Genomic DNA, 21896 nt, shown 5'->3' on the forward strand with positions numbered 1-21896 from the left:
CTCATCACCCGTAAATCTCCCTAAGCCTCTCTATAGCTCCCTTCGTCCAGATGGTAAGCCTTCCGGGGTGGGTACCCGGAGCGAGCAGCTCGGCACTGAGGTTCTCGACGGTGACGACGTCAACACCCGGGTGGTTCCTGGCTCCCTGGACGATTCCCTCGTTCTTGGCGACGACGATGAGCGGTCCCTTGGCCTTCTTGTAGCGCCTTCCGCGCATCTTACCCTTACCTGCCCTTATCTTGGTGTTCTTCTTGGCCCTCTCGATGTCGTCCCAGACGCCGAGCTTCTTGAATATCTCCCTGGTCTGGGCGGTCTTGAAGACCTTCTCGAGGTCGTCGGTGACGACTATCGGAACCTGCGGAATGTTGTCAACGATGTGGCCCCTGGCCCTGACGAGGTCGTAGTTGGCGGTTGCAGCTATGGCGCTCATTATAGCCAGCCTGCGCTCCTTCTTGTTGATGTCCTCCCAGATGACCTTCTCAACCTTGGGCGGGTGGGTTCTCCTTCCGCCCCTCGCGAAGGGAACGAAGGCAGCAAACCTCGGGGAGGTCTTTATCCTCTCAACCCTCGCCATGCCGTGGCCCTTTCCGATGTTCTCGGTGACCCTTCTCTTACCGGCCATTGGGTCTCTGCCCTGCGGCTGTATCCTGTGGGTCCATGAAGCGATGACGGCACGCCTGATGAGGTCGGGCCTGAATGGAGTGGCAAAGACCTTCGGAAGCTCTATCTCCTCCACAGGCTCGCCTTCGAGATTGAAAACCTTAACCTTCATCTATCTCACCTCACTGCTTGGATTCCCTACTGACGTAGGTTATCTGCGGCCTCTCAACCGGCGGCTTCTTCTTCGGCGGCCTAATAGCCGGCCTGACCCTGATGATCCTCTTGAAGGCTCCCGGAACGGTGCCCTGTATCATGAGGAAGTCGCTCCTTATGACTCCGTAGTGCGGGAAGCCACCCTTCGGGGTGACCTCTACCTCGTTCTTCTCGTCGAGCTTGAGCTTGCCGTTCTCGCCTATCGCTATGAGCCTCTTGTTGAACTCGGTCCTGTGGTGGAAGCCCATCTGACCCGCCTGCGGAACCGTCCACATGACCCTGGTCGGGTGCCACGGGCCGAGGTTACCGACGTGCCTGGCCTTTCCAGCGCGCTGGGCCTTGTGGAACTGTATCTTAATTCCCCAGCGCTTGACCGGGCCCTGGGTTCCCTTACCCTTGGTGACGGCTATGATGTCGAGGAGCTCGCCCTCGTGGAGAACCTCGCTCGCTCTAAGTTCTTTGCCTATCTTCTCCTTGGCGTACTCGAACTTGGCCTTGACGTCGTCGCCACCGATGGCGTACTCCATGACTTCCGGCTTCTTCTTGAGTTTGATGAGCCACGGCTGGGTGTGAACGAGAAGGCGAACGTCAACTATCTCGCCGTCGTTGACGAGGTCCTCAAGCTGGCCGAGCTTGGCCTTGAAGGCATCCTCGCCGTACTCCTTTGGCAGGGTCTTTATCCTTCTCTTAACGTAGTCGTTGAGCTCGTGGAACCAGACCTCTGTGGCGGTCTCGAGACCGAGGTAGCCCTGCCTGTAGGCCCTGATTCCGTAGACGAAGAGCGGCGGGACCTCGACTATCGTGACCGGCATGAAGATCTCCTTGCCCTTGGTGAGCCCTGGCCTGTCGTCTATCATGAGGATGTGGGTCATGCCAGCCTTATAGCCGGCGAAACCGAGCATCCTGACTTCGCTGTCCTGTGGCCACTTCCTGATTCTCGGGACTATGCTCTTGGCCCTCTTTCTAGGGGAGTAAGCCAGTGAACCTCTCCTTGGCCTGTGTATTTTTCCCATCTCAATCCCTCCTTATGAGATTAAACACCGCGAGTGTGGCCAACACGGCCTCCTCGGTGCGGACGGTTTTCGTCCGCTGATTCGGAACGGTGTTGAGGATTAGATCAAAGTCATATTCCTCCTCGCCGAGGAGCTCCATCACACCTTTCCTCGGTGAGCCAAACACGAATCCGACCTCCCCCTCGAGCGGGGGAAGCTTCACCTCTCGAATGTCACGCCCCTTCCTGGAGGTGGCAATCGCCAAATCCAGCCTGGCCTTTTTAAGTGTTTTTGCCAGTGACTTCCCTGTTAGATGCACCCTGTACCCCCAGTATTCCTCTGGCTTCGCTGGTATCACTCTGAGCGGCCTTACCGAGACTATTCTGAACGTTGCACGCCCCTCAATGTCCCCCTCCACCATCGCAAGATCGTCGAGGCCTATGTCCGCGTAGGTTCTCCTCCCTTTCCGGAAGGCGAAGCCCTCACGGATCTCCCCCACCTTTGGTTTCCCCTTGAGCTTGTGGTGAGGGGTTCTCAGCGGCGGGATGACGCCGACGTACTTGAGTTCCGGCATGAGGGGGAACAGCCTCTTTCTGAGGTACTGGGGCGTTTCCGCGTACTCCAGGATGGTCTTGATGAACCTTCCGTCCCTGCCGCCGGCCCTGTAGATCCACACGTGTTCAACGCCGAAGATTGCGCAGGCCCTGGCTATCTGGCCAACCTTGTACGTTCTGATTTTGGGGTCGTCGGTCTCTTCGAGGAGCGAATCCGGAATGAAGACGTGCCAGGCCATTTTTCCGTCATCCTTCGCTATGGTAACTTCAACGCTGAAGTGGGGTCTATGGAGAGTATTTAAAAGGCTTTCGAACCCTTCCACCCTTTTTTGGGTTCGAAGGTGTACAAATTTTTTGCAATCAGCCCTTTGCTTCGCATGTTGAGACTTTCGTCTCAACACGTCGGGAAGCTTCGCTTCCCACGAAGCGCTGGCGGAATGTTTTTGAGCGTGAGATTTGGAATTTGGTATGTTGCATGCACTTTTAATGTATTTCCTAGGAAGGGGTTTATCTCCAACCTGCTGTTTTTAATCGTGTTTTCTTATTGTTAGCGCCCTTCGGGCGCTGAGTTGGAGTAAAACACACGCTCAAATTGATGAAATTTGGTGCAAACCCATTAAAACGCACCTCATTAAAATGGCATGCAAACATTTCCATGTCCTTCTAACGGTGAAGACTTTTTGATCAACCTTTGCTTGCGCAAAGGTTGAGGGAAAGCCTTTTAACTTGCAGGGGTGCAAGTAACTTGTGGGGGTGCAAGTTAATGCTGTTTTCACCTTACCCAAAGACTAAGAGGGAAGAACTCTTTGACCGGGAAAGGGAACTCAAAGAGCTTGAGGAGGCCGTGAAGAGGAGAGAAAGGCTAATCCTCCTTCTTGGCCTAAGAAGGCTTGGAAAAAGCTCACTTCTCAACGTCGCACTCAACGAGCTCACCTACCCCTCAATAAAAGTCGACGTGAGAAAAACCTACTCCGAGTTCTCATCCGTCAACAGGTACGTAATCGGGAAGATGCTCCTTTCAGGGATGAGCGGAAGAAAAAAACTAGTTGAGGAGGCAAAACTTTTCCTTGAGAGGGTCAAGGGAGTAAGCGTTTCCGGGCTCAAGCTGGAGATAACCTCAAAAGACTTCTCAATAACCGAACTCTTAGAAGCGCTCAACGAATACGGAGAAAAAGCCGGGAGGGTCATCATAGCCTTCGATGAAGCCCAATACCTTCGCTTTGGAGGGGCAACGAGGTATGACGGGATTCTCGCATACGCCATCGACAACCTCGAAAACCTAACCTTTATCCTCACTGGCTCCGAAGTTGGCCTTCTCTTCGACTTCCTTAAGTTTGATAACCCGGAAGCGCCACTCTTTGGCAGATACCACCACGATGTAATCTTAGATAGATTCAGCCCAGAGATAAGTGCTGAGTTTTTGAGAAAGGGATTTGAGGAAGCCCATTTCGAAGTGAGCGGACGGGAGATCGAAGGTGCTGTGGGAGAACTCGACGGGATTCCCGGTTGGTTGGCTCTCTACGGATATACACGGGTCACAAAAAACCTTAGACACGAAGAGGCCATAAACGAAGTTCTGGGAGAGGCCAAGAGTTTAATCCAAACTGAGCTGTCGAAGCTCTTCGCCTACAGCCCAAGGTACAGGGTTATTCTCAAGGCGATAGCCCTTGGGTATTCACGGTGGAAGGACATCAAGGACTATTTAACGCTCAAGCTCGGCTACATCAATGATTCGAATTTCTCAGCACTCCTTGAAAACCTCGTGAAGTCGGGCTACGTGGAGAAGAAAGAGGGAAGGTACATCATCCCTGATCCTGTACTTGAGAAAGTGTTCCGAGAGCTCTAACTTGCACCCCCGCAAGTAACTTGTAGGGGTGAAAGTTAAGTGACCAACCGCCATTAGCACTGAGCTGGATTAGTGTCTGGAACTTCATCCGCCAGAGCTCAAGATAGAAAAATCAGGGCACGGGCAAACTTTCGACCTGTGAAGATTATCCTCCCCAAGATAATCCTCACAGGCATAATTTTTGAAGCGTTGCTTAATCCACAAACGCCAGCCCGTTCCACAGCTCCCTCATCTCGCGTGTGGCGTCTGGATAGACCCTCTTGAAGGTTATCCGCCAGTAGCCGTTCCTGAGGTCCTCTATGTCCTCGATGTGGATTTTCACGCCGAGCCTCTCGAAGTGGGTCACCATCCTGTGGGCGGTGCTTATGTTCTTCACCCTCACCGTGAAGACCTCCTCAACCTCGCCGCCGTTGGCGACCTCGTGGATGCTCTCGACAAACGGCCGGAGGATGGCCTTTCCAAGGGCTTTAGCATATTCGTCGAACTCCTCACCCTTGACGTGCTTTTCGGCCAGGTAGAACGCGAGGCGTTTAATCCTCCCCATGAAGTAGCCGTGCGGCAGGTCAAAGAATATGTGGGAACCTATCCGGATGTCGTTAATGTTGGCGTATGGCGTTACGTATTTCGCGATTCTCTTCATGTCGGGCGTTTTCATGACGATACCCTCTCTCCTCTCCCGGCTGAACCTTTCGATCAGCTCATGCAGCTCTTCAATTTTTGAACGGTCGTAGAGGCCGAAAGTTTCAACGTGACGAATGCCGTACTCCTCGGCAAGCTTGAGCCTCTCCTCCACCGGAAGGCTCCTCCCCGTTCCCTTCTCCTGGATGTCAAAGAGGAAGAACTCAATGTCCTCCTTCACGTAGGGTGGCCCCTCCACGATGTACGGGCTTTCGGGCCCGGCCATCTCGCCGGCCAGGACTAGGTTGGGGTAGTCCCTGAAGAACTCCTCGTTCACGAAGTCAAGTATCCTCTCAGTCGTGAAGGGGCAGACAAAACCTCCCCTGGTGAGGGCGAGAACCCTGTCTCGAACCTTGACGACACGGACGTTGTAGCCGTCCACTTTCTCCTCGACGTAGAAGGGTTTGTTCTTGAAGACCCTCTTTATCCCCCTCTCCAGCTGGACAACGCGCTTTATGTGAGGAAACCCCAGGACAACGTCACCGTTCTCAAAGACAACGGTTCCACGCCGGAAGCCCTTGGCAGAATCGCGAAAGCGAACGTATCTGATGCCTTCGAATTCACCCTCCACCACTCCACCCTTACCCTCGAGAACGGCCAGCCTGTCCTCAGGAACGCCAAGCTTGAGAAGCATTGCCCTAAAGCTTGAGCTTACCATCATCCCACCACTCTAAGTTGGACTGCATCGTTAATAATCATTATGAATATATGGCAAAAACCACTGGGTCGAGGTACAAACGCAACAGGTTATGAAAATGTAGAAGAGGACAAGCGCTTCAGCGCTTCATGGTCGAGAGAACCTTGCTGGTGATGTCGTTGCCTTCCTTGTCGTATATTCTGTAGTAGGCGCTGTAGGGCAGCTTCATCTTGGCCCTGTGCATGGCGCCGAGGGCGAACTTGAGGTGGTTCTCGTTCACCCAGACGGTGAGTATCTTCTGGTCCTTCTTGACGCGGGCGGCGAGGCCTATCGGCTTTCCGAAGGGCCTGCGCATACCGTTTCCGTAACGGTCGGCCTTCCTTCCGGTGGCCATCGGGTTCTCACGGAGAACCTGGAACGGGTAGACCCTTATCTTGAAGTGGAAGTTGCTCCTTCCAACGTTCTTCTGGAGGTACCTGTTCACCTGGATACGGATGGCCTCGAGGGCGTTCTGCCTTATCTGCATGGCCTGCTCGGCGTGAAGGCTGACCTCGTACTGGAATTCAGCCGAAAGGTTGCCCATGTCGAAGATCGTTATCTTCGGACCGGGCGCACCGCGTATGTATTCCCTCCTCGTGTAAGCGGGCTTGTCAACGTCCCTATCAATCTTGGCTGGTCTCAGTCCCATACTCTCACCTCCAAATGAGCGTAAGCTAAGCCTAAACTTAGGCGAGTGCTCTCTTTTATAAAAGTTTTGGAGTGCTCGCCTGCATCAAAGGTTATTCACCACGACCTTTAAGCTTAACGCTCTGCCAGAGCAGGGCTATCGAAACGGGTGTGAAGGCCAGCAGGGCGAGATTGAGCGTTACAATCCCGTGAAGCTCCCCCAGAGAGTAGGCAAAGCCGAACAGCATTCCGCCCAGGAAAGTGGAGAGGTTCTGGACGCCGTTGACGCCCCCGATGGCAAGGGAAGAGCGGTGGTAGCTCGCCAGAACTTTTCTGGAAATTGGCCTGAAGCTCTGGAAGGCGAAGAGGGCAAGGAATATCCCCAGAAAAACCGTCGGGGCGGTCTTCACCGCCGCAAGGAGCGGCGAAAGTGCTGCCATCAGAGAGGTGAGCAGAACCATCCGCCTCTCGCTCCTCACATCGGCGAGCCAGGAGACGCCATAGCTGAGCATCGCGGCGAGAAAACCCGCCCAGCCGATGAGCGTTGCGGTCGTTGCCTTCTCCATACCCAGGGCCTCGGAGACGTAGACGTAGGTTATCTCGCCGGACGTGAAAGCCACTATCACCGCCATCAGCGAGGCGATGATTAGAACCCTCTTGGGTTCGAGGCTCGGCTTTTCACCGTCGGGGGTTTTCTTCCTCTTGGGCGTTATTCTCTCATAGAGGAGAACGTAGCTGGCCACCATTATCAGGCCGGTCAGGATAAAGAACGCGGAGGAAATCCACATCTGCCCGCCCAGCCCGAGGTCTATCGTGTAGGCGTAGACGTAGTTTCCGAGGAGGGAAGCGATGCTGCCAAAGAAGAAGTAGACAGCGGTAACCCTCGCCCTTATCTTCTTCGGGGTCGCCACGGCTATGACGAACTGTGCCATCGGCCAGCTCAGACCGTTGAGAAAACCGTTGAGGAGCTTTATCCCGGCAACCTGGAACCACGTCGAGGTCAGGGGATAGAGCTGAACCGCCAGGGCGTTTCCCATCATGGCCACTGCACCGATGTAGACCAGTCTCTTCCCGCGCTCGAGCATCAGCCCGCCGAAAACTGAGGAAAACGCCCTCGCGAGCACGAACGACATCGAGACGATTGAAACCGACAGCATCGAAGCCTTGAGTATGTCGCGCGTGTAGAACGCTATGGCGGGGGTGGCGAGGCGGAAGGCTATCGTCCCGGTGAACGCCGAGACTATGAGAAGGATTATTCCAGCGAGGCGTCTTCGTTCCATCAGACCACCTTCTAAGCGTTAGGGCGAAGCTTTTAAAAGTGTTGACTATGCCGAAGATTTTTCAGTTATCGGTGGAATAAATGAGTGGGACTTCAACTAATCGGTACACACTCCCAGCGAACCCTTTTTATATTTCCCCTCCGAACTCCCGCCGAGGTGATGCTGATGGAACTCAGGTTCGAAATGGAGTATGAAGAAGCCTACAGGGAGGTTTACGAGCTCGTCAAGCCGAAGTACAAGCTCTTTACCGCCGGTCCAGTTGCATGCTTCCCAGAGGTTCTCGCGATAATGAGCGTCCAGATGTTCAGCCACCGCTCGGCCGAGGCCAAGGAGGTTCACGTTGACACCCTCAACAGACTCAAGGCTTTTCTTGAAGCTGAGAAAGGCGAGATAATAATGTTCCCCAGCTCCGGAACCGGCTTCATGGAAGCCGCTGTGAGAAACACCGTGCCGAGGGGAGGAAAGGTTCTCGTCACGACCGTGGGAGCCTTTGGAGACAGATTCGCCGAGGTCGTCAACTCCAACGGCAGGAAAGCGGTTATACTGAGGAAGGAGCCCGGCTACGCCGTCAAGCCGGAGGAGCTCGACGAAGCCCTCAGAAAGAACCCCGACGTCGTTGCGGTGACCATAACCTACAACGAGACCTCGACCGGCGTGCTGAACCCGCTCCCCGAGCTGGCAAAGGTCGTTCACGAGCACGACAAGCTGCTCTTCGTTGACGCCGTTTCCGCCATGGGCGGCGCGGACATAAAGTTCGACGAATGGGGCCTCGACATGATATTCGCCAGCTCCCAGAAAGCCTTCGGCGTCCCGCCCGGCTTGGCCATCGCCGCGGTCAGCGATCGCGTTTTCGAGATAGCCGAGAAGATGCCCGAGCGCGGCTGGTACTTCGACCTACCGCTCTACAGGAAGTTCAACGAAAAGAAGAAGGGAACCCCATCAACTCCACCGCTTCCGCAGATATTCGGCCTCAACGTCGTGCTCAGGATAGTTGAGAAGATGGGCGGCAAGGATGCCTGGCTTGGAATGTACAAGAAGAGAAGCGAGACCATCCGCGAGGGCGTCAAGGAGATGGGTCTCGGAATTCTCGCCGAGCCCGGCTACGAGAGCCCGACGATAACCGCTGTCGTCGTCCCCGAGGGGATGAAGGGCGTCGACGTCTACAACGCTATGCGCGAGCGCGGCTTCGAGCTGGCCAAGGGATACGGAAGTGTTGCCGAGAAGACCTTCAGGATTGGAAACATGGGGTACATGACCTTCGAGGACATCGAGGAGATGCTCGCCAACCTCCGCGAGGTCATAGAAAAGCTTAAGGGCTGAGCCCTTTCCTTTTTATTCTAGTGAAGGTCATGGTCTCGAAGAAGTGGATAGCTGCATGGCTCGTCCTGAACTTCCTCATCTTCTGGTTCGTTGGACTGGCCTCAAGCGGTTATTCCATGGAAGGATACATGCCGGGCCAGAGTGAGAAGATAGACCTCTACACACCGATCGTTTATACCGCTCCCGAGGATAGACCGGTGGGAATCCTCTACATGGTGGACTACGACGGCGTTCTCTACTACTACATCGTCTGGGAGGACGAGTACTTCAGCAACTCGCTGATAGACAAGCTCTACCGCTTCTTCCGGGGCCTCGTATACGGCGGGGCGACGCAGGACATAGAGGTCGTGAAAGTAAGCCCGGACAACGGCACCTTCTACTTCCAGACCTACGAGCACACCAACGTCCACGGAAAGCTCCTGGAGAACGGGAGCTGCCTGTGGGTGGATGAGAAGGAGGTCATTCCGAACTGTACCGTTAACGGAACCCACATCAACGTCTACGTTGTAACCTGGAACCACATGCTGTCCCTAATCCCCGCCGAAGATACCGAGAGGGCGGTTCTACCCATGAAGCACATGACCCCCAACGACTACGTTGCCCTCGGAATGTTCAGGAGGACGCAGAAAACGATAGCCGGCGTTGCCGTCAACTCCCTGCTTCTGGCGGTTGTGACCACGCTCGCGTTCAACGGCTTCATGTACGTCGCGTGGAGAAAGGGCTACCTCACGAGGGAAGGGCAGAGAAAGGTCAGAAACGAGATAAGAGAGGGTTGGAGAAAGTTAAAGGAGTGGCTGAAAAAGCGCTCTAAATAAGGGGCCTGAGCTCCCCGTTCTTTACCTCGTATATGCGGTTTATGCTCTTCCTGCCCGTTCTGAAGTCCCTCTTGAGCTCTACGACTATGTCGAACTTGTCGAAGGTTTCGCCGCTTATCCTGAGCCAGTGTCTGACCTCATCCTTTATATCGTCGGTGAGGGCGAGGGAGGTCACTATAAAGGCGTAATCATCTATAAGCTCGCGGAATATCCTCGCGGCGTCAACGGTGTGAATGGTGTCGATGACGACGTAGTCGGGATTCAAAGCTTTGATTTTTGAGATAACGTCCGATGTGCGCCTCTCAAGTGGCTGGCTGTCGAACTGAGTATCTATGACGACGATGTTCGGCTTGAAGGGCTTGAACTCGCCGTAGGCGGTTATAACGGCCACCTTCCAGTCGTCGGGTATGAAGTGCATCAGCGCCTCAACGAGCTTGGTCTTTCCGGAGCGGCTGGAACCAACCACTAGGATGTCCTTCTTGGAGAGAATCGCGTTCTTCAGAACTCCCAACTGCTCCTCGGTTGCGGCGCCGTAGCGTATCAGGTCCTCAGGCGTGAATATGTACACTCCCATGCTTTACCACCATACAAGGTTCTCGACTGGCGTTATAACGCTATCGCCGGAGGGCTTTGATAAACGTCAAATAAAGCACAATATATCGTCGTATGTCCAAAAATTATCGCATTTAAATGTCATATCTTGCCCAAAATCCAAAAGTTTTTGCACAAAGGCCATAAAGGGGAAAGTCAGTGACAAAAACTAGGTGATAGATATGAACGCTCTCCAAATTGTGACCAGAAAAATTGAACCGGTTATGGAAGTACAGACGAGAGTGATTGACTATATGACAAGATACATGGTGGGCGAGGGCTTCAAGTGGATGCTCCCAGTGATGCTCAGCTCCATAACGGACCCCCTCTGGCCCGACCCAGCGGCGGAAGAGGCGCTCAGACCGCCAGAGGTCGAGGTCTACGGCTCGAGGCTGAGACTGACCCACAGCATGATACTCCACAAGCAGATGGCGGTAGCGATGGGGATAGATAAGCTCTTCATCCTCTCGCCGAACGTGAGACTTGAGGGACGCTCAGCTGACGACGGAAGGCACGCCTACGAGTTCACCCAGCTCGACTTCGAGATAGCTCATGCCAGCATGGACGACGTGATGAGCCTCATCGAGGGACTCATCAGTGGGCTCTTCAAGGAGGCGAGAAGCTGGGGGCTCGAGAGGGAGGTGCCCAGAGTCAAGCCGCCCTTCAAGCGCTTCACTCTGGAGGAGATAAAGGAGGAGTTCGGAGACGAGGACGAGGCCAGCAAAGTCATGAAGGAACCCTTCTGGGTGACCGACATCAAGAGGGAGTTCTACGACAGGGAGGACCCCGAAAGGCCGGGGCACTTCAGGAACTACGACCTCTACCTGCCGGAGGGCTACGGCGAGGTCTCGAGCGGCGGCGAGAGGGAGTGGGAGTACGAGGTCATCGTCCGGAAGATGAGGAGCGCAGGAATAAGCCTCGAGGCATTCAGACCGTACCTTGAAGTGGCCAAGGCAGGTCTCCTGAAGCCCAGCGCCGGGGCCGGAATTGGCGTCGAGAGACTGATCCGCTACATGGTGGGGGCAAAGCACATAGCCGAGGTACAGCCGTTCCCGAGGATTCCAGGTGTCCCCGCGGTCATCTGAGGCCTTTTTACATCTTCCCCTCTCAAAACCCATTTAAACGATTCCTTCCCTATTTCTTCGGGGATTTCTATGAGGAGGACTCTGTTTCCGGCACTGGAGAAGTTTGGGGCATACCTCAACACCGCGAGCCTCGGTCTGATGCCTTCAACCGTGGTTCTCGAGGCAACAAAGCTTCTCAACGACGTTATCGAGTTCAAAGGGGAGGTCAACTCGGTTGACTACATGGACGAGGTCGTTCTGAAGCCGCTGTTGAACGAGGCGGCGAAACTTATGAGGGTTAGTCCTGAAAACGTCGGCCTCTCAATACAGACCACAGAGGGCCTCAGGAGGATTCTGCTGGCACTCGAACCCGAGAGGGGGCAGAACATCGTCTCGCTGGACACGGAGTTTCCAACCGTGCCCGCGCTTCTCAAGAGCTACGCAAGGCGTTTTAACCTCGAGCTGCGCGTTGTGAAGAACAGGAACGGGGTTCACAGCCTTGAGGAGGTCGAGAAGGCCATAGACGACGACACCTTTGCGGTGGTTCTCAGCTCGGTGAACTGGGTCACTGGACAAAGGCTCAACCTGAGAGAGCTCTCGAGGATGGCCCACGAACACGACGCCTGGCTGATAGTTGACGCCGTCCAGCACCTTGGAGCCCTGAGGCTGTTCCCTGAGAAGGAGGGCGTTGATGCGCTCTCGGCTGGCGGTGAGAAGTGGCTCCTAAGCCCGGACACGGGGGCCGGCCTGATATACGTCTCGGACGAGCTCCTGGAGGAGGCCAAGCCGATAAGGGGACTCCTCAACAACGAACCGCCGACAGGTGAATGGGGCAGCTGGTGGGGCCTACCGGAGAAGGACCCCTGGGGGGAGCTGAAGCCTGCCAGGGGCGTCAAAAAGCTCGACTTCGGCGGCGGGCCGCCCTACCTCGTTGCGGCTGCCTTCACCGCCTCGCTGAAGCTCATAAATGAGATAGGCATCGAGGAGATAGAGCGCCACAACCTCAGGCTGGCGGGCAGGATAAGGGACGAGGTTCTAAGTGCGGGCCTTGAGGTTTTCGCGGAGGGCTCACCGATAGTCACTATAAAGACGGGATTGAGCTACGAGGAAGAGGAGAGATTGCATGGGAAGCTCGCCGCGAAGGGAATCTCGGTCAGCCACCGCGGCGTTCTCGGCCACTACGGGATACGGGCCTCACCGCACCTGTACAACACGCCCGAGGACATCGAGACCTTCCTCGAATCGCTGTTCGGGGCTATGGGGGCTGGGGTATAACTGTAAATTCCTCAGCCTTCTCGATCTTTCCCTTCTTGGCGAGCTTCAGGACGGTGATATAGAGGCCTATGAGTTCGAGGTTTTCTCCGGGGTTCTCGATCAGCCTGTCAATGAGTCCTTCTCTTTCCCCAAGTTTTCGAATCCCCATAATATAATCGCCGGTAGAAAAACAGAATAGGAGGCTGTTTGATTCCCCACTGGCCAACATCTAAAAAGAAAATCACGAGAAAAGCTCCAGCGGCGAGTAGCCTTCCCTCGCCCTCTCCATTTTCAGCTCCATTCCGAAGGCGTTGGTGACGGTTCCGCTCTTTTCGGCCCACACCCCCGCTGGAACCACGAGGACGTCGCCCCTCAGGTTGTCCACCGGCCTTCCGATCACGACGTAGGCCTCGCTCTCCGGGATTTCCCTTATTCCGGCCTTCAGCAGTCCAGCGGCGTTGACCCCCTCATGGAGGATCAGCGTTGGGACGTCGAGCGGTTCAGCTGGTCCCTCAAGTATCGCAACGTCGTAGCCCTCCTCGACGATTTCCTTGCCCTTCAGGAGTATCTTGAGCAACGGGAACTTCTCCGGGTCCGCCTTTAGGAGAACCCTCTTGGCGTTCCTTACCTCGTCCAGCGTGGCCGTGGAGATACCTCCGCTCACGGTGGAGCCCACTTGAATACCCCTCTCCTCAGCGAAGGCCTTGAGCCGGGCGATTTCTTCATTCGTCAGCTCCGGCGTTAAAATCAGGGCGTAGCTCCTCTCAGCTATAAAGTGCTTGGCCTCCTCCCAGCTCACGGGCTTTCCGTTGAGGAGCGGCCCGGTAAGGTCTTCGGCCCATGGTCTGGAAAACCTGCAGTAGTCGCAGAGGTGGCTGTTCCAAGAACCTTCCACCCTCGAAGCCCTCACGAGCATGTCGTCGTAGACCTCCACGTTCATCTCGCAGGCGAAGGAACAGCCGTTGCAAACGGTTTTGACGGGCTTCGTCTTCCAGGGCCCGGGCTTGACGAAGGGAAGCTTCTCGGTTATTGCCCCAACCGGACAGAGGTCTATCATCTCCCCGATGAACCTGCCCTCCACCTCTCCGAGGCTCTCCCCGAGCGGCGGCGAGATTCTCGTCTTAAATCCGCGGAAGAGGTAGTCCAGCACTCCCTCTCCGGCTATCTCGTGGGTGAAGTTGACGCACTGGCCGCAGAGGACGCACTTGTTGTTGTCGAGGGTAACGAACGGGTGGCTCTCGTCTATCTCGAACTTGTTCCCCTCACCCTCGAAGGCGTCCTGCCTGGAGTTGTAGAGCGTGGCGTACTCCCTCAGCTTGCAGCGGAAGACCTCCATACAGCCGCAGCTCATACAGCGCTGGGCCTCTTCAAGAACCTGCTCCTCGGTTAGGACCGGTTCGACCTCATCAAAGGTTCTCTTCCTCTTTTCCGGATCGAGGAGCTTCACCTTCGCCCTCGGCTTTCTTTCAACATGCTCATAGTCCTTCTCGGTTACTTTCTTCCAGTGGTTGTAGGGCCTGAGGTCGAAGAGAACTCTATACAGGTCGTCGTCGCTTAATACTTCCTCGATGTGCTTCTCAGGCTCGGTGAGAACGGCTTTGGCCTTCTCCAGCTTGCCCTTGAGGTAGAGGTCTATCATTATCGCGGCCCTTCTTCCGGTGGCTATGCTCTCGATAACCGTTGACGGCCCGAGGACGAGGTCGCCGCCGGCGAAGACACCGGGAACGCTCGTCTGGAGCGTCACCTCATCAACGAGGGCCTTTCCGCGCCTCGCCTCGATGCCGAGGCTCTTCAGGAACTCCTCGTCGCAGTACTGGCCTATGGCGAGGATAACGTTGTCCGCTTTGACTGTAAACTCCGAGCCCTCAATCGGTATCGGCCTCCTCCTTCCGCTGGCGTCCGGCTCGCCGAGGCGCATCTTGATGAGCTCTACCTCCTCGACCTTCCCGTCTCCGATAATCATCACCGGGTTCGTGAGGAACATGAACTCGACGCCTTCCTCCATGGCCTCTTCGACTTCGCGTTCGTTGGCGGGCATCTCTGCCTTTGAACGGCGGTAAACGACGGTAACCTTTGCACCGAGCCTCAGAGCCGTCCTTGCAACGTCCATGGCGGTGTTTCCGCCGCCGACGACTATGACGCGCTCCCCAAGCTCGACCTTTTCGCCCATGTTAACCTTCCTGAGGAACTCTATGCCGTGCATAACGCCTTCAAGCTCCTCGCCCGGAATCCCCATTTTCCTGCTTCTCCAGGCCCCGACGCCGAGGAAGACGGCATCGTACTTCTCGCGGAGCTCCTCAAGGGTCACGTTCCTTCCGAGGGCGGTATTTGTTTTCACTTCGATGCCCGTGTTTATCACTGTCGCGATGTCCTTGTCGAGCACATCCCTCGGGAGCCTGTAGGGCGGAATGCCGTAGCGCATCATCCCGCCGAGCTCCGGCATCGCCTCGATTATGGTAACCTCGTGTCCCATCGTCCTGAGGTAGTAGGCGCAGGCAAGGCCGGCCGGCCCGCCGCCGACGACGGCAATCCTCTTTCCGGTTGAGGGCGGAATCTCTGGCATCCACGGGCCGTGCTCAAGGTCGTAGTCCGCGGCAAAGCGCTTGAGCTGCCTTATCGCAAGGGGTTCATCAACGAGGTTTCTCCGGCAGGCCTCTTCGCAGAAGGCCGGGCAGACCCTTCCGAGGACAGCCGGCAGGATGTACTTCTCCTTCATCAGCTTGACCGCTTCGTGGTACTTGCCCATCGCTATGAGTGCGAGGTATCCCTGAACGTCGCTGTGGGCCGGACAGGCATTCTGACAGGGACCTATGCAATCGCCGTAGTGGTCCGAGAGTATGAGCTCAAGTGCCGTCTTCCTCATCGAAACGACTTCGTCGCTGAGGGTCTCTAACTCAAGCCCCTCCACCGACTTGAGGGTGCACGAGGTGGTGACTCCCCTCTTTGTGGAGACGAGACAGAGCCTGCAGGAGCCGTAGGGATCGAGCTCGTTCGTGTAGCAAAAGCCGGGAACGTGCTCACCAATTTCACGGAGGAAGTCTATGAGCGGCTTTCCTTCAGGAGCGTCGAGTTCCTTTCCGTTGACTATGATTTTGACCATCTCACTCACCCCCCGCATCAACTATCTCTATGGCGTTGAACCGGCACACCTCGTAGCAGGTCCCGCACTTGATGCAGGCAGACTGGTCAATGACGTGGGGCTTGAGCTTCTCGCCTTCGATAGCTTTCACCGGGCAGAATATGGCACATGCCGTACAGCCGGTGCACCTGTCTGCGATGATGACGTACTTGATGAGCGGCTTGCAGACCTTGGCGGGGCATTTTCCTTGGATATGGGCAAGGTATTCGTCCCTGAAGTAGCGGATGGTCGTTAGAACGGGATTAGGTGCCGTCTGCCCGAGGCCGCAGAGAGAGCCAGCTTTGACCTGATAGGCGAGCCGTTCGAGCTTTTCGAGGTCTTCCTCCGTTGCCTCGCCCTTGGTGAACTTGTCGAGTATTTCCCACATCCTTTTCGTTCCGAGGCGGCAGAAGGTGCACTTTCCGCAGGATTCCTTCACGGTGAAGTCGAGGAAGAACTTGGCAACGTCCACCATACAGGTGTCCTCGTCCATGACGACCATTCCACCGCTCCCCATTATCGCACCGGTCGCGTCCACGCTCTCGTAGTCAACGGGCGTGTCGAAGAGGTACTCAGGAATGCAGCCTCCGGAGGGACCGCCAAGCTGGACGGCCTTAATCTTCTTACCCGTCTTCGTCCCACCGCCTATCTCGTAGAGTATCTCCCTCAGCGTCATTCCCATCGGGACTTCGACGTTTCCGCCGTGCTTTATCTTGCCCGAGAGGGCAAAGACCTTCGTTCCCTTGCTCTTCTCGGTTCCTATCGAGGCGTAGGCTTCCCAGCCGTGTTTGATTATCCACGGCACGTTCGCCCACGTTTCCACGTTGTTGATGTTGGTGGGCTTGCCCCAGAGACCCTTCTGAGCCGGATAGGGCGGCCTCGGCCTCGGCATTCCGCGCTTGCCCTCTATAGAGGCTATCAAAGCGGTTTCCTCACCGCAGACGAACGCTCCGGCTCCTTCCTTGATGACGATGTCGAATGAAAAGCCGCTTCCAAGGATGTTCTCGCCGAGGAAGCCCCTCTCCCGCGCCTGCTTCAGCGCTATCTTCAGCCTCCTTATGGCGAGCGGGTACTCTGCTCTCACGTAGATAAAGCCCTTCGTCGCTCCAATCGCGTATGCACCGATTATCATGCCCTCTATTACCCTGTGCGGGTCGCCCTCCAGGACGTTCCTGTCCATGAAGGCTCCGGGGTCACCCTCGTCAGCGTTGCAGACGATGTACTTGACGTCCCCCTTCGCCTCACGGGCGAACTTCCACTTCAATCCCGTCGGGAACCCTGCACCGCCCCTTCCGCGAAGCCCGGACTTCATGATGACATCTATTATCTCCTCCGGCTTCATTTTGAGGGCCTTTTTGAGGGCTTCGTAGCCCCCAGCGGCGATGTACTCGTTGATGTTCTCGGGATCTATGTAGCCAGAGTTTTCGAGCACTATCTTCCTCTGCTTGGCGAAGTAGCCGTCAACGTCCCAGGTCTTCCTCTCGCCGTTCTCCCACCAGTCGCGCTTGACTATCCACTCCTCTATGGGCTTTCCGTTGATAACGTGCTCCTCTATGATCCTGGGAACCTTCTTGGGGTCAACGTGACCGTAGGTGATTATCTCCTCATCGGTGATGATGTCCACGAGGGGCTCGCGGTAGCACATACCGACGCAGCCAACTATCTTGAGCTTGACATCAAGGCCCCGCTTCTTGATCTCGGCCTTTATGGCCTCGTAGGTTTCCCTCGCGCCCGCTGCTATCCCACAGGAGTTCATGCCGACCGCTATCGCTTTAATCTCAGACATCGAGCTTCCCCTCCCTTAGCTTTCTCATAAGTTTCCTGACTTTATCCGGCGTGAGCTTGCCGAAGACCTTCTCGTTTATCATTATGACCGGTGCCAGGCTACAGCATCCGAGACAGGCGACGCGCTCCAGCGTTACGAGACCGTCCTCCGTCGTTTGCCCTTCCTCAATCCCAAGCTCCTCCGTTATGGCCTGGGATATATTCACCGCACCGTTGACGTGGCAGGCCGTCCCGTGACAGATTTTGACGACGTATTTTCCGAGGGGCTCGAAGCGGAACTGGGCGTAGAAGGTGGCCACACCGTAGACCCTGCTGAGGGGAATTCCAAGGTAGTTCGCAATCTCCTCAAGGGCCTCCCTGGGAAGGTAGCCGAACTTTTCCTGAGTTCTCTGAAGAAGAGGGATTAGAGAACTCGGTTCCGGCGGATAAGAGTGCATGTAATCGAACGAGGCTTCCATCTTGCATCACCGCAAGTATTTTTCGGAAAAGTTTCGACGTTAATGTTTATAAGAGTGCACTAAAGTACAAGTTTGTAACATCTGGTTGGCAACCATTCGTTTGAAAAATTCTTAAATCAATCCTTTACAAACTTAAAATTGCAAGCCCATTCAAGGCGGTGATGCCCTTGAGATACATAAAACTACCTTCCGAAAACTTTGAGAGGTTCTTCAAGTCACTTGAGGCCTGGGGTACCCTGTATGCCCCGGTAAAAAAGGGTGGCATCTATTCTTTCCAGGAAGTCCACGACCCGGCGGAGATAGCGCTGGACTACACCAGGACCATGCTTCCGCCGAAGAAGTTCTTCTTCAGGCCCAGAGAGGCTATTCTCAGGCTGAAGAACGGCCGCTGGGAGGAAGAAGTCGAAGCGGAACCGATGGTTCTCTTTGGACTCCATTCCTGCGATATTCACGGTCTGAAGATACTCGACAAGGTGTACCTCAACGAGCCGGCCGACCCGTACTACAAGAGCAGGCGCGAGAAGACCCTGATAATAGGGATAAGCTGCATGCCCGACGAGTACTGCTTCTGCAAGAGCCTCGGAACGCACTTCGCAATGGACGGCTTCGACCTGTTTCTCCACGAGCTTCCCGACGGCTGGCTGGTCAGAATCGGGAGCGTCCGCGGCCACGAGATAGCCTGGGAGAACGGCGAGCTGTTCGAAGAGGTGACCGACGAGGACCTCGCCAACTTCAAGGAGTTTGAGGAGAAGCGCGCGAAAGCCTTCCAGAAGGAGCTCCCGCAGGAAGGCCTCGCCGACATGCTCGATTTAGCGTACAACAGCCCCGTGTGGAAGAAGTACGCCGAGATATGCCTCGCCTGCGGCAACTGCAACATGGTCTGTCCGACGTGCCGCTGCTACGAGGTCTGCGACAGCTGGATGGACGCATACAGCTCGGTGCGCGAGAGGCGCTACGACTCGTGCTTCATGGAGAACCATGGACTCGTCGCTGGAGGCCATAACTTCAGGCCCACCCGTCTGGACCGCTTCAGGCACCGCTATTACTGCAAGAGCTACTTTGACCCCACTGCCGGCTATAACTGCGTCGGCTGTGGAAGATGCGACGAGTTCTGCCCGGCGAAGATAGAGCACGTTAAGGTTCTTGAGGAGGTAAGGGGGTCCCTGCAATGAGCGAGAACCCGTACCAGACGTATGACGCAAGGATTCTCGAAGTGAAGGACTTAACGTCGAGGGAGAAGCTCTTCACACTGCGCTTCCTCGACCCCGAGGTTGAGGCCAAGTTCGACTTCAAGCCGGGACAGTTCATCATCGTCGACATCCGCGGCTTCGGAGAGTTCCCGATAAGCATCTGCTCCTCACCCACGAGGAAGGGCTACTTCCAGCTCTGCATCAGAAAGGTCGGCAGGATGACCAAGTTCGTCCACAAGATGAAGGAAGGGGACGTCGTGGGGATCCGCGGGCCCTACGGAAACGGATTCCCCATGGAGAAGATGGAGGGCTCAAACCTAATCCTTGTCGCGGGCGGTCTCGGAATGGCACCCCTACGCTCGGTGCTCTGGTACGCCATCGACACCGGCAAGTACGAAAACGTCTGGCTGCTCTACGGAACCAAGGCCTACGAGGACATACTCTTCCGGGACGAGATAATACACCTCTTGAAGCATGGCGAGGCCATGAACTGCTCGGTAAAGCTTGCCTATGAAGTTGAGAGCCCCTCGTGCATCTACCTCGAACAGGGCTTCTCGGACAGGGTGTGCAAGGGTGTCGTCACAGACCTCTTCCGGGGCGAGGAGTTCGACGTCGAGAACACCTACGCCCTCATCTGCGGCCCGCCGGTCATGTACAAGTTTGTAATAAGGGAGCTCCTGGATAGAAAGCTCTCACCGGGCAGGATTTACATGACCCTGGAGAGGCGCATGCGCTGCGGTGTCGGCAAGTGCGGCCACTGCGTCGTCGGAACCAGCGTCTCCATGAAGTACATCTGCCAGGACGGCCCGGTCTTCACCTACTGGGACGCTCTCTCCACGAGGGGGTTGATATGATGGACAAGCTTAAGCTGGGGGTTTTCGAGCTTACCGACTGCGGCGGCTGTGCCCTCAACATACTCTTCCTCTACGAGAAGCTCTTCGACCTCCTCGAATTCTACGAGATAACCGAGTTTCACATGGCGACGAGCCTCAGCGAGGAGAACCACTACGACGTCGCCCTCGTAACCGGAACCGTCTCGACCCAGCGCGACCTGAACCTGCTAAAAGAGGCAAGAAATCACTCCGAATACCTCATAGCCCTCGGAACCTGCGCAACCCACGGCTCGGTTCAGGGGAGCGTTGAACTCCCCATCAGGGAGAAGCTGAAGGCTGTCTACGGGGACGATGGCAACCCAATGCGCGCCCTCGACTCCAAGCCGGTCGTCGAATACGTCGCCGTTGATTTCGCCCTGCCCGGCTGCCCGTACGACAAAAACGAGGTCTACCAGGTGCTCATGGACATAGCCAAGGGCATTGAGCCGGTTAGAAAGGACTACCCGGTCTGTCTCGAGTGCAAGCTCAACGAGTACGAGTGCGTCCTCGTCAAGAAAGGCCTTCCCTGCCTCGGCCCAATAACCTACGGCGGCTGCAACGCGGCCTGCATCCGCTCCGGCCTCGGCTGTATAGGCTGCCGCGGACCGCTACCCGGGGAAGTGAATCCAGCCAGTGAGTACGAGATACTCAAGGACCTCGGCTACGATGACGAGTACATCATAAGAAAGTTCAAGACCTTCGCGAGGTGGGAGCCATGATAATCGAGCTCCGCGAGTTCACGCGCGTTGAGGGCAACGGAAAGGCCGAGATAGTCATCGAGGACGGCGAGGTAAAGGACGTCAGACTTAAGATCATCGAGGGGCCTAGATTCTTCGAGCTCCTGACCCTTGGAAGGCACTACTACGACGTTCCTGACCTCGAGGCCAGGATATGCGCCATCTGCTACCTCTCCCACAGCGTCGCTTCCGTCCTAGGAATCGAAAGGGCCTTCGGCGTTGAGGTTCCGGAGGAGATAGCACTGATCAGAGAGCTCGGGCTCATAGGTGAACTGCTCGAGAGCCACGCGCTGCACCTGTACCTCCTCGTTGCGCCGGACGTGTTCGGCTACCCAGACGCCATAAGGATGGCCACGAAGCACGGGGAGCTGGTAAAGGAGGGCCTCGCCCTGAAGGCCTTCGGCAACAGGATAAGGGTGATGGTAGGCGGCAGGGAGATACACGGAATAAACGTCAAGCCCGGCGGCTTCGGCAGGTATCCAACGGTGGAGGAGCTCGAGAGGGTGGAGAAGGAAAGCGAAGCCCTCCTCAGGCTGGCGAGGAGAGCTGTAAGACTCTTCGCCCAACTGGATCCATATGGCGCCCAGGCAAAGCACTTCGTCGCCACCGACGGCTACCTCTGGGGTGAAAAGCTGGTCTCCGACGAGGAAGGTGCCTTCCACTACACCGAGAGGATAGAGGAGCGCTCCCTCGTTTACAGCTTCGCCAAGCAGAGCCTCTACAAGGGCGAAATCTTCTTTGTCGGAGCGCTGCCGAGGTTGCTCCTCAAGTCGGAGATGCTCACACCTGCCGCCAAGAGGCTCTTCGAGGAGCACAGGGAGAAACTGGAGACCGGCTACGTCAGCTACAACAACCTGGCCCAGGCGATAGAGCTCGTCTATTCCCTCGAGAGGGCAAACGAGATAGCGAAGACGCTCCTCGATAGGGGCATTGAAGGGGAGAACGTCCCGGTTGAGCCCAGGGAGGGCGAGGGGATAGGCTACGTCGAGGCCCCGAGGGGTGTTCTGATACACCATTACAGGATAGACGCCAACGGTAATGTCGCCTACTCCAACATAATAACCCCAACAGCGCTGAACCACGCGATGATGGAGGCCAGCCTGCTGGAAGAGGCAAGGAAACTGTACGGCGAGGCCGAGGAAAGGGCGATGATAGGAAGGCTTGAGGAGACCGTCAGGGCATTCGACCCATGCATCTCCTGCTCCGTCCATCTGGTGAAGCTCTAA

The 21896-nt window shown here is 56.1% G+C and carries 20 protein-coding genes; 9 read left to right on the forward strand and 11 right to left on the reverse strand.

What is annotated here, in order from left to right:
* Nucleotides 1-4 precede the first annotated feature (4 nt).
* From rpl4p to A3L10_RS05570, 3 genes are read right to left on the reverse strand one after another with little or no spacing between them, the layout of a single operon-like run.
* Nucleotides 5-772, reverse strand: coding sequence for a 50S ribosomal protein L4 (gene rpl4p / locus A3L10_RS05560; protein WP_088866719.1), 768 nt, complete (start codon nt 770-772; stop codon nt 5-7).
* 10 nt (nt 773-782) lie between these two features.
* A complete protein-coding gene (locus A3L10_RS05565; RefSeq protein WP_088179843.1) occupies nt 783-1826 on the reverse strand; it encodes a 50S ribosomal protein L3 in 1044 nt (347 codons plus the stop codon).
* A gap of 1 nt (nt 1827) precedes the next feature.
* Nucleotides 1828-2598, reverse strand: a complete 771-nt coding sequence (locus A3L10_RS05570) for a putative RNA uridine N3 methyltransferase (RefSeq protein ID WP_088866720.1) — start codon at nt 2596-2598, stop codon at nt 1828-1830.
* A gap of 524 nt (nt 2599-3122) precedes the next feature.
* On the opposite strand from A3L10_RS05570, the gene A3L10_RS05575 reads away from it, so the two are divergent.
* Complete coding sequence (locus tag A3L10_RS05575; protein ID WP_088866721.1) at nt 3123-4205, forward strand: AAA family ATPase; 1083 nt, start codon at nt 3123-3125, stop codon at nt 4203-4205.
* A 193-nt stretch (nt 4206-4398) separates the two neighbouring features.
* On the opposite strand, the gene A3L10_RS05580 is transcribed toward A3L10_RS05575, so the two are convergent.
* The 3 genes from A3L10_RS05580 to A3L10_RS05590 all read right to left on the reverse strand — a co-directional run bounded on the left by A3L10_RS05580 (nt 4399) and on the right by A3L10_RS05590 (nt 7466).
* Complete coding sequence (locus A3L10_RS05580; protein ID WP_088866722.1) at nt 4399-5541, reverse strand: RNA ligase; 1143 nt, start codon at nt 5539-5541, stop codon at nt 4399-4401.
* Nucleotides 5542-5659: 118 nt separating this feature from the next.
* On the reverse strand, nt 5660-6208 hold the full coding sequence (locus A3L10_RS05585; protein ID WP_088179840.1) for a 50S ribosomal protein L16: 549 nt from the start codon (nt 6206-6208) through the stop codon (nt 5660-5662).
* A 91-nt stretch (nt 6209-6299) separates the two neighbouring features.
* Nucleotides 6300-7466, reverse strand: a complete 1167-nt coding sequence (locus A3L10_RS05590; protein ID WP_088866723.1) for an MFS transporter — start codon at nt 7464-7466, stop codon at nt 6300-6302.
* Nucleotides 7467-7631: 165 nt separating this feature from the next.
* Between A3L10_RS05590 and A3L10_RS05595 the strand changes: the two genes are divergently transcribed.
* Complete coding sequence (locus A3L10_RS05595) at nt 7632-8786, forward strand: pyridoxal-phosphate-dependent aminotransferase family protein (protein WP_088866724.1); 1155 nt, start codon at nt 7632-7634, stop codon at nt 8784-8786.
* Nucleotides 8787-8815: 29 nt separating this feature from the next.
* Complete coding sequence (locus A3L10_RS05600; protein WP_088866725.1) at nt 8816-9601, forward strand: hypothetical protein; 786 nt, start codon at nt 8816-8818, stop codon at nt 9599-9601.
* On the opposite strand, the gene A3L10_RS05605 is transcribed toward A3L10_RS05600, so the two are convergent.
* Nucleotides 9594-10175 (reverse strand): P-loop NTPase family protein, encoded by a 582-nt coding sequence (locus tag A3L10_RS05605; RefSeq protein WP_088866726.1) that lies wholly within the window; start codon nt 10173-10175, stop codon nt 9594-9596. The two genes, A3L10_RS05600 and A3L10_RS05605, sit on opposite strands and share 8 nt — an antisense overlap.
* A gap of 199 nt (nt 10176-10374) precedes the next feature.
* On the opposite strand from A3L10_RS05605, the gene A3L10_RS05610 reads away from it, so the two are divergent.
* Nucleotides 10375-11277, forward strand: coding sequence for an asparagine synthetase A (locus A3L10_RS05610; RefSeq protein WP_088866727.1), 903 nt, complete (start codon nt 10375-10377; stop codon nt 11275-11277).
* A gap of 69 nt (nt 11278-11346) precedes the next feature.
* On the forward strand, nt 11347-12531 hold the full coding sequence (locus A3L10_RS05615) for an aminotransferase class V-fold PLP-dependent enzyme (protein WP_088866728.1): 1185 nt from the start codon (nt 11347-11349) through the stop codon (nt 12529-12531).
* Here the strand turns inward: A3L10_RS05615 and A3L10_RS10300 are convergent.
* The 4 genes from A3L10_RS10300 to nuoE all read right to left on the reverse strand — a co-directional run bounded on the left by A3L10_RS10300 (nt 12512) and on the right by nuoE (nt 17871).
* Nucleotides 12512-12679 carry a hypothetical protein gene (locus A3L10_RS10300; RefSeq protein WP_157726901.1) on the reverse strand — a complete coding sequence of 56 codons (168 nt, stop codon included), beginning with the start codon at nt 12677-12679 and terminating at the stop codon, nt 12512-12514. The two genes, A3L10_RS05615 and A3L10_RS10300, sit on opposite strands and share 20 nt — an antisense overlap.
* 72 nt (nt 12680-12751) lie before the next feature.
* A complete protein-coding gene (locus A3L10_RS05620; RefSeq protein ID WP_088866729.1) occupies nt 12752-15610 on the reverse strand; it encodes an NAD(P)-binding protein in 2859 nt (952 codons plus the stop codon).
* A gap of 1 nt (nt 15611) precedes the next feature.
* Nucleotides 15612-17414, reverse strand: coding sequence for an NADH-quinone oxidoreductase subunit NuoF (gene nuoF / locus A3L10_RS05625; RefSeq protein ID WP_088866730.1), 1803 nt, complete (start codon nt 17412-17414; stop codon nt 15612-15614).
* Entirely contained in the window at nt 17407-17871 is a 465-nt protein-coding gene (gene nuoE / locus A3L10_RS05630) for an NADH-quinone oxidoreductase subunit NuoE (protein WP_088866731.1), read from the reverse strand. The genes nuoF and nuoE overlap by 8 nt, the downstream gene beginning before the upstream one ends.
* Before the next feature lie 167 nt (nt 17872-18038).
* Here nuoE and shyB point away from each other — a divergent pair, with 167 nt between their 5' ends.
* The 4 genes from shyB to shyA are packed head-to-tail and all read left to right on the forward strand — an operon-like array spanning nt 18039 to nt 21896.
* Nucleotides 18039-19043 (forward strand): NAD(P)-dependent hydrogenase/sulfhydrogenase 2 subunit beta, encoded by a 1005-nt coding sequence (shyB, locus tag A3L10_RS05635; protein ID WP_088866732.1) that lies wholly within the window; start codon nt 18039-18041, stop codon nt 19041-19043.
* Nucleotides 19040-19915 carry an NAD(P)-dependent hydrogenase/sulfhydrogenase 2 subunit gamma gene (gene shyC / locus A3L10_RS05640; protein WP_088866733.1) on the forward strand — a complete coding sequence of 292 codons (876 nt, stop codon included), beginning with the start codon at nt 19040-19042 and terminating at the stop codon, nt 19913-19915. Before shyB ends, shyC begins: the two co-directional genes overlap by 4 nt.
* Nucleotides 19912-20652: an NAD(P)-dependent hydrogenase/sulfhydrogenase 2 subunit delta gene (shyD, locus tag A3L10_RS05645; protein WP_088866734.1), complete on the forward strand. Its 741-nt coding sequence runs from the start codon at nt 19912-19914 to the stop codon at nt 20650-20652. The genes shyC and shyD overlap by 4 nt, the downstream gene beginning before the upstream one ends.
* Nucleotides 20649-21896, forward strand: a complete 1248-nt coding sequence (gene shyA, locus A3L10_RS05650; RefSeq protein ID WP_088866735.1) for an NAD(P)-dependent hydrogenase/sulfhydrogenase 2 subunit alpha — start codon at nt 20649-20651, stop codon at nt 21894-21896. Before shyD ends, shyA begins: the two co-directional genes overlap by 4 nt.

The sequence above is a fragment of the Thermococcus radiotolerans genome, assembly GCF_002214565.1.
Lineage (GTDB): Archaea > Methanobacteriota_B > Thermococci > Thermococcales > Thermococcaceae > Thermococcus > Thermococcus radiotolerans.

Excerpts from the sequence above, each read along its gene's own strand:
- rpl4p (WP_088866719.1), bottom strand. The coding sequence starts at position 772 with ATGAAGGTTAAGGTTTTCAATCTCGAAGGCGAGCCTGTGGAGGAGATA.
- A3L10_RS05565 (WP_088179843.1), bottom strand. The coding sequence starts at position 1,826 with ATGGGAAAAATACACAGGCCAAGGAGAGGTTCACTGGCTTACTCCCCT.
- A3L10_RS05570 (WP_088866720.1), bottom strand. The coding sequence starts at position 2,598 with ATGGCCTGGCACGTCTTCATTCCGGATTCGCTCCTCGAAGAGACCGAC.
- A3L10_RS05575 (WP_088866721.1), top strand. The coding sequence starts at position 3,123 with ATGCTGTTTTCACCTTACCCAAAGACTAAGAGGGAAGAACTCTTTGAC.
- A3L10_RS05580 (WP_088866722.1), bottom strand. The coding sequence starts at position 5,541 with ATGGTAAGCTCAAGCTTTAGGGCAATGCTTCTCAAGCTTGGCGTTCCT.
- A3L10_RS05585 (WP_088179840.1), bottom strand. The coding sequence starts at position 6,208 with ATGGGACTGAGACCAGCCAAGATTGATAGGGACGTTGACAAGCCCGCT.
- A3L10_RS05590 (WP_088866723.1), bottom strand. The coding sequence starts at position 7,466 with ATGGAACGAAGACGCCTCGCTGGAATAATCCTTCTCATAGTCTCGGCG.
- A3L10_RS05595 (WP_088866724.1), top strand. The coding sequence starts at position 7,632 with ATGGAACTCAGGTTCGAAATGGAGTATGAAGAAGCCTACAGGGAGGTT.
- A3L10_RS05600 (WP_088866725.1), top strand. The coding sequence starts at position 8,816 with ATGGTCTCGAAGAAGTGGATAGCTGCATGGCTCGTCCTGAACTTCCTC.
- A3L10_RS05605 (WP_088866726.1), bottom strand. The coding sequence starts at position 10,175 with ATGGGAGTGTACATATTCACGCCTGAGGACCTGATACGCTACGGCGCC.
- A3L10_RS05610 (WP_088866727.1), top strand. The coding sequence starts at position 10,375 with ATGAACGCTCTCCAAATTGTGACCAGAAAAATTGAACCGGTTATGGAA.
- A3L10_RS05615 (WP_088866728.1), top strand. The coding sequence starts at position 11,347 with ATGAGGAGGACTCTGTTTCCGGCACTGGAGAAGTTTGGGGCATACCTC.
- A3L10_RS10300 (WP_157726901.1), bottom strand. The coding sequence starts at position 12,679 with ATGGGGATTCGAAAACTTGGGGAAAGAGAAGGACTCATTGACAGGCTG.
- A3L10_RS05620 (WP_088866729.1), bottom strand. The coding sequence starts at position 15,610 with ATGGTCAAAATCATAGTCAACGGAAAGGAACTCGACGCTCCTGAAGGA.
- nuoF (WP_088866730.1), bottom strand. The coding sequence starts at position 17,414 with ATGTCTGAGATTAAAGCGATAGCGGTCGGCATGAACTCCTGTGGGATA.
- nuoE (WP_088866731.1), bottom strand. The coding sequence starts at position 17,871 with ATGGAAGCCTCGTTCGATTACATGCACTCTTATCCGCCGGAACCGAGT.
- shyC (WP_088866733.1), top strand. The coding sequence starts at position 19,040 with ATGAGCGAGAACCCGTACCAGACGTATGACGCAAGGATTCTCGAAGTG.
- shyD (WP_088866734.1), top strand. The coding sequence starts at position 19,912 with ATGATGGACAAGCTTAAGCTGGGGGTTTTCGAGCTTACCGACTGCGGC.
- shyA (WP_088866735.1), top strand. The coding sequence starts at position 20,649 with ATGATAATCGAGCTCCGCGAGTTCACGCGCGTTGAGGGCAACGGAAAG.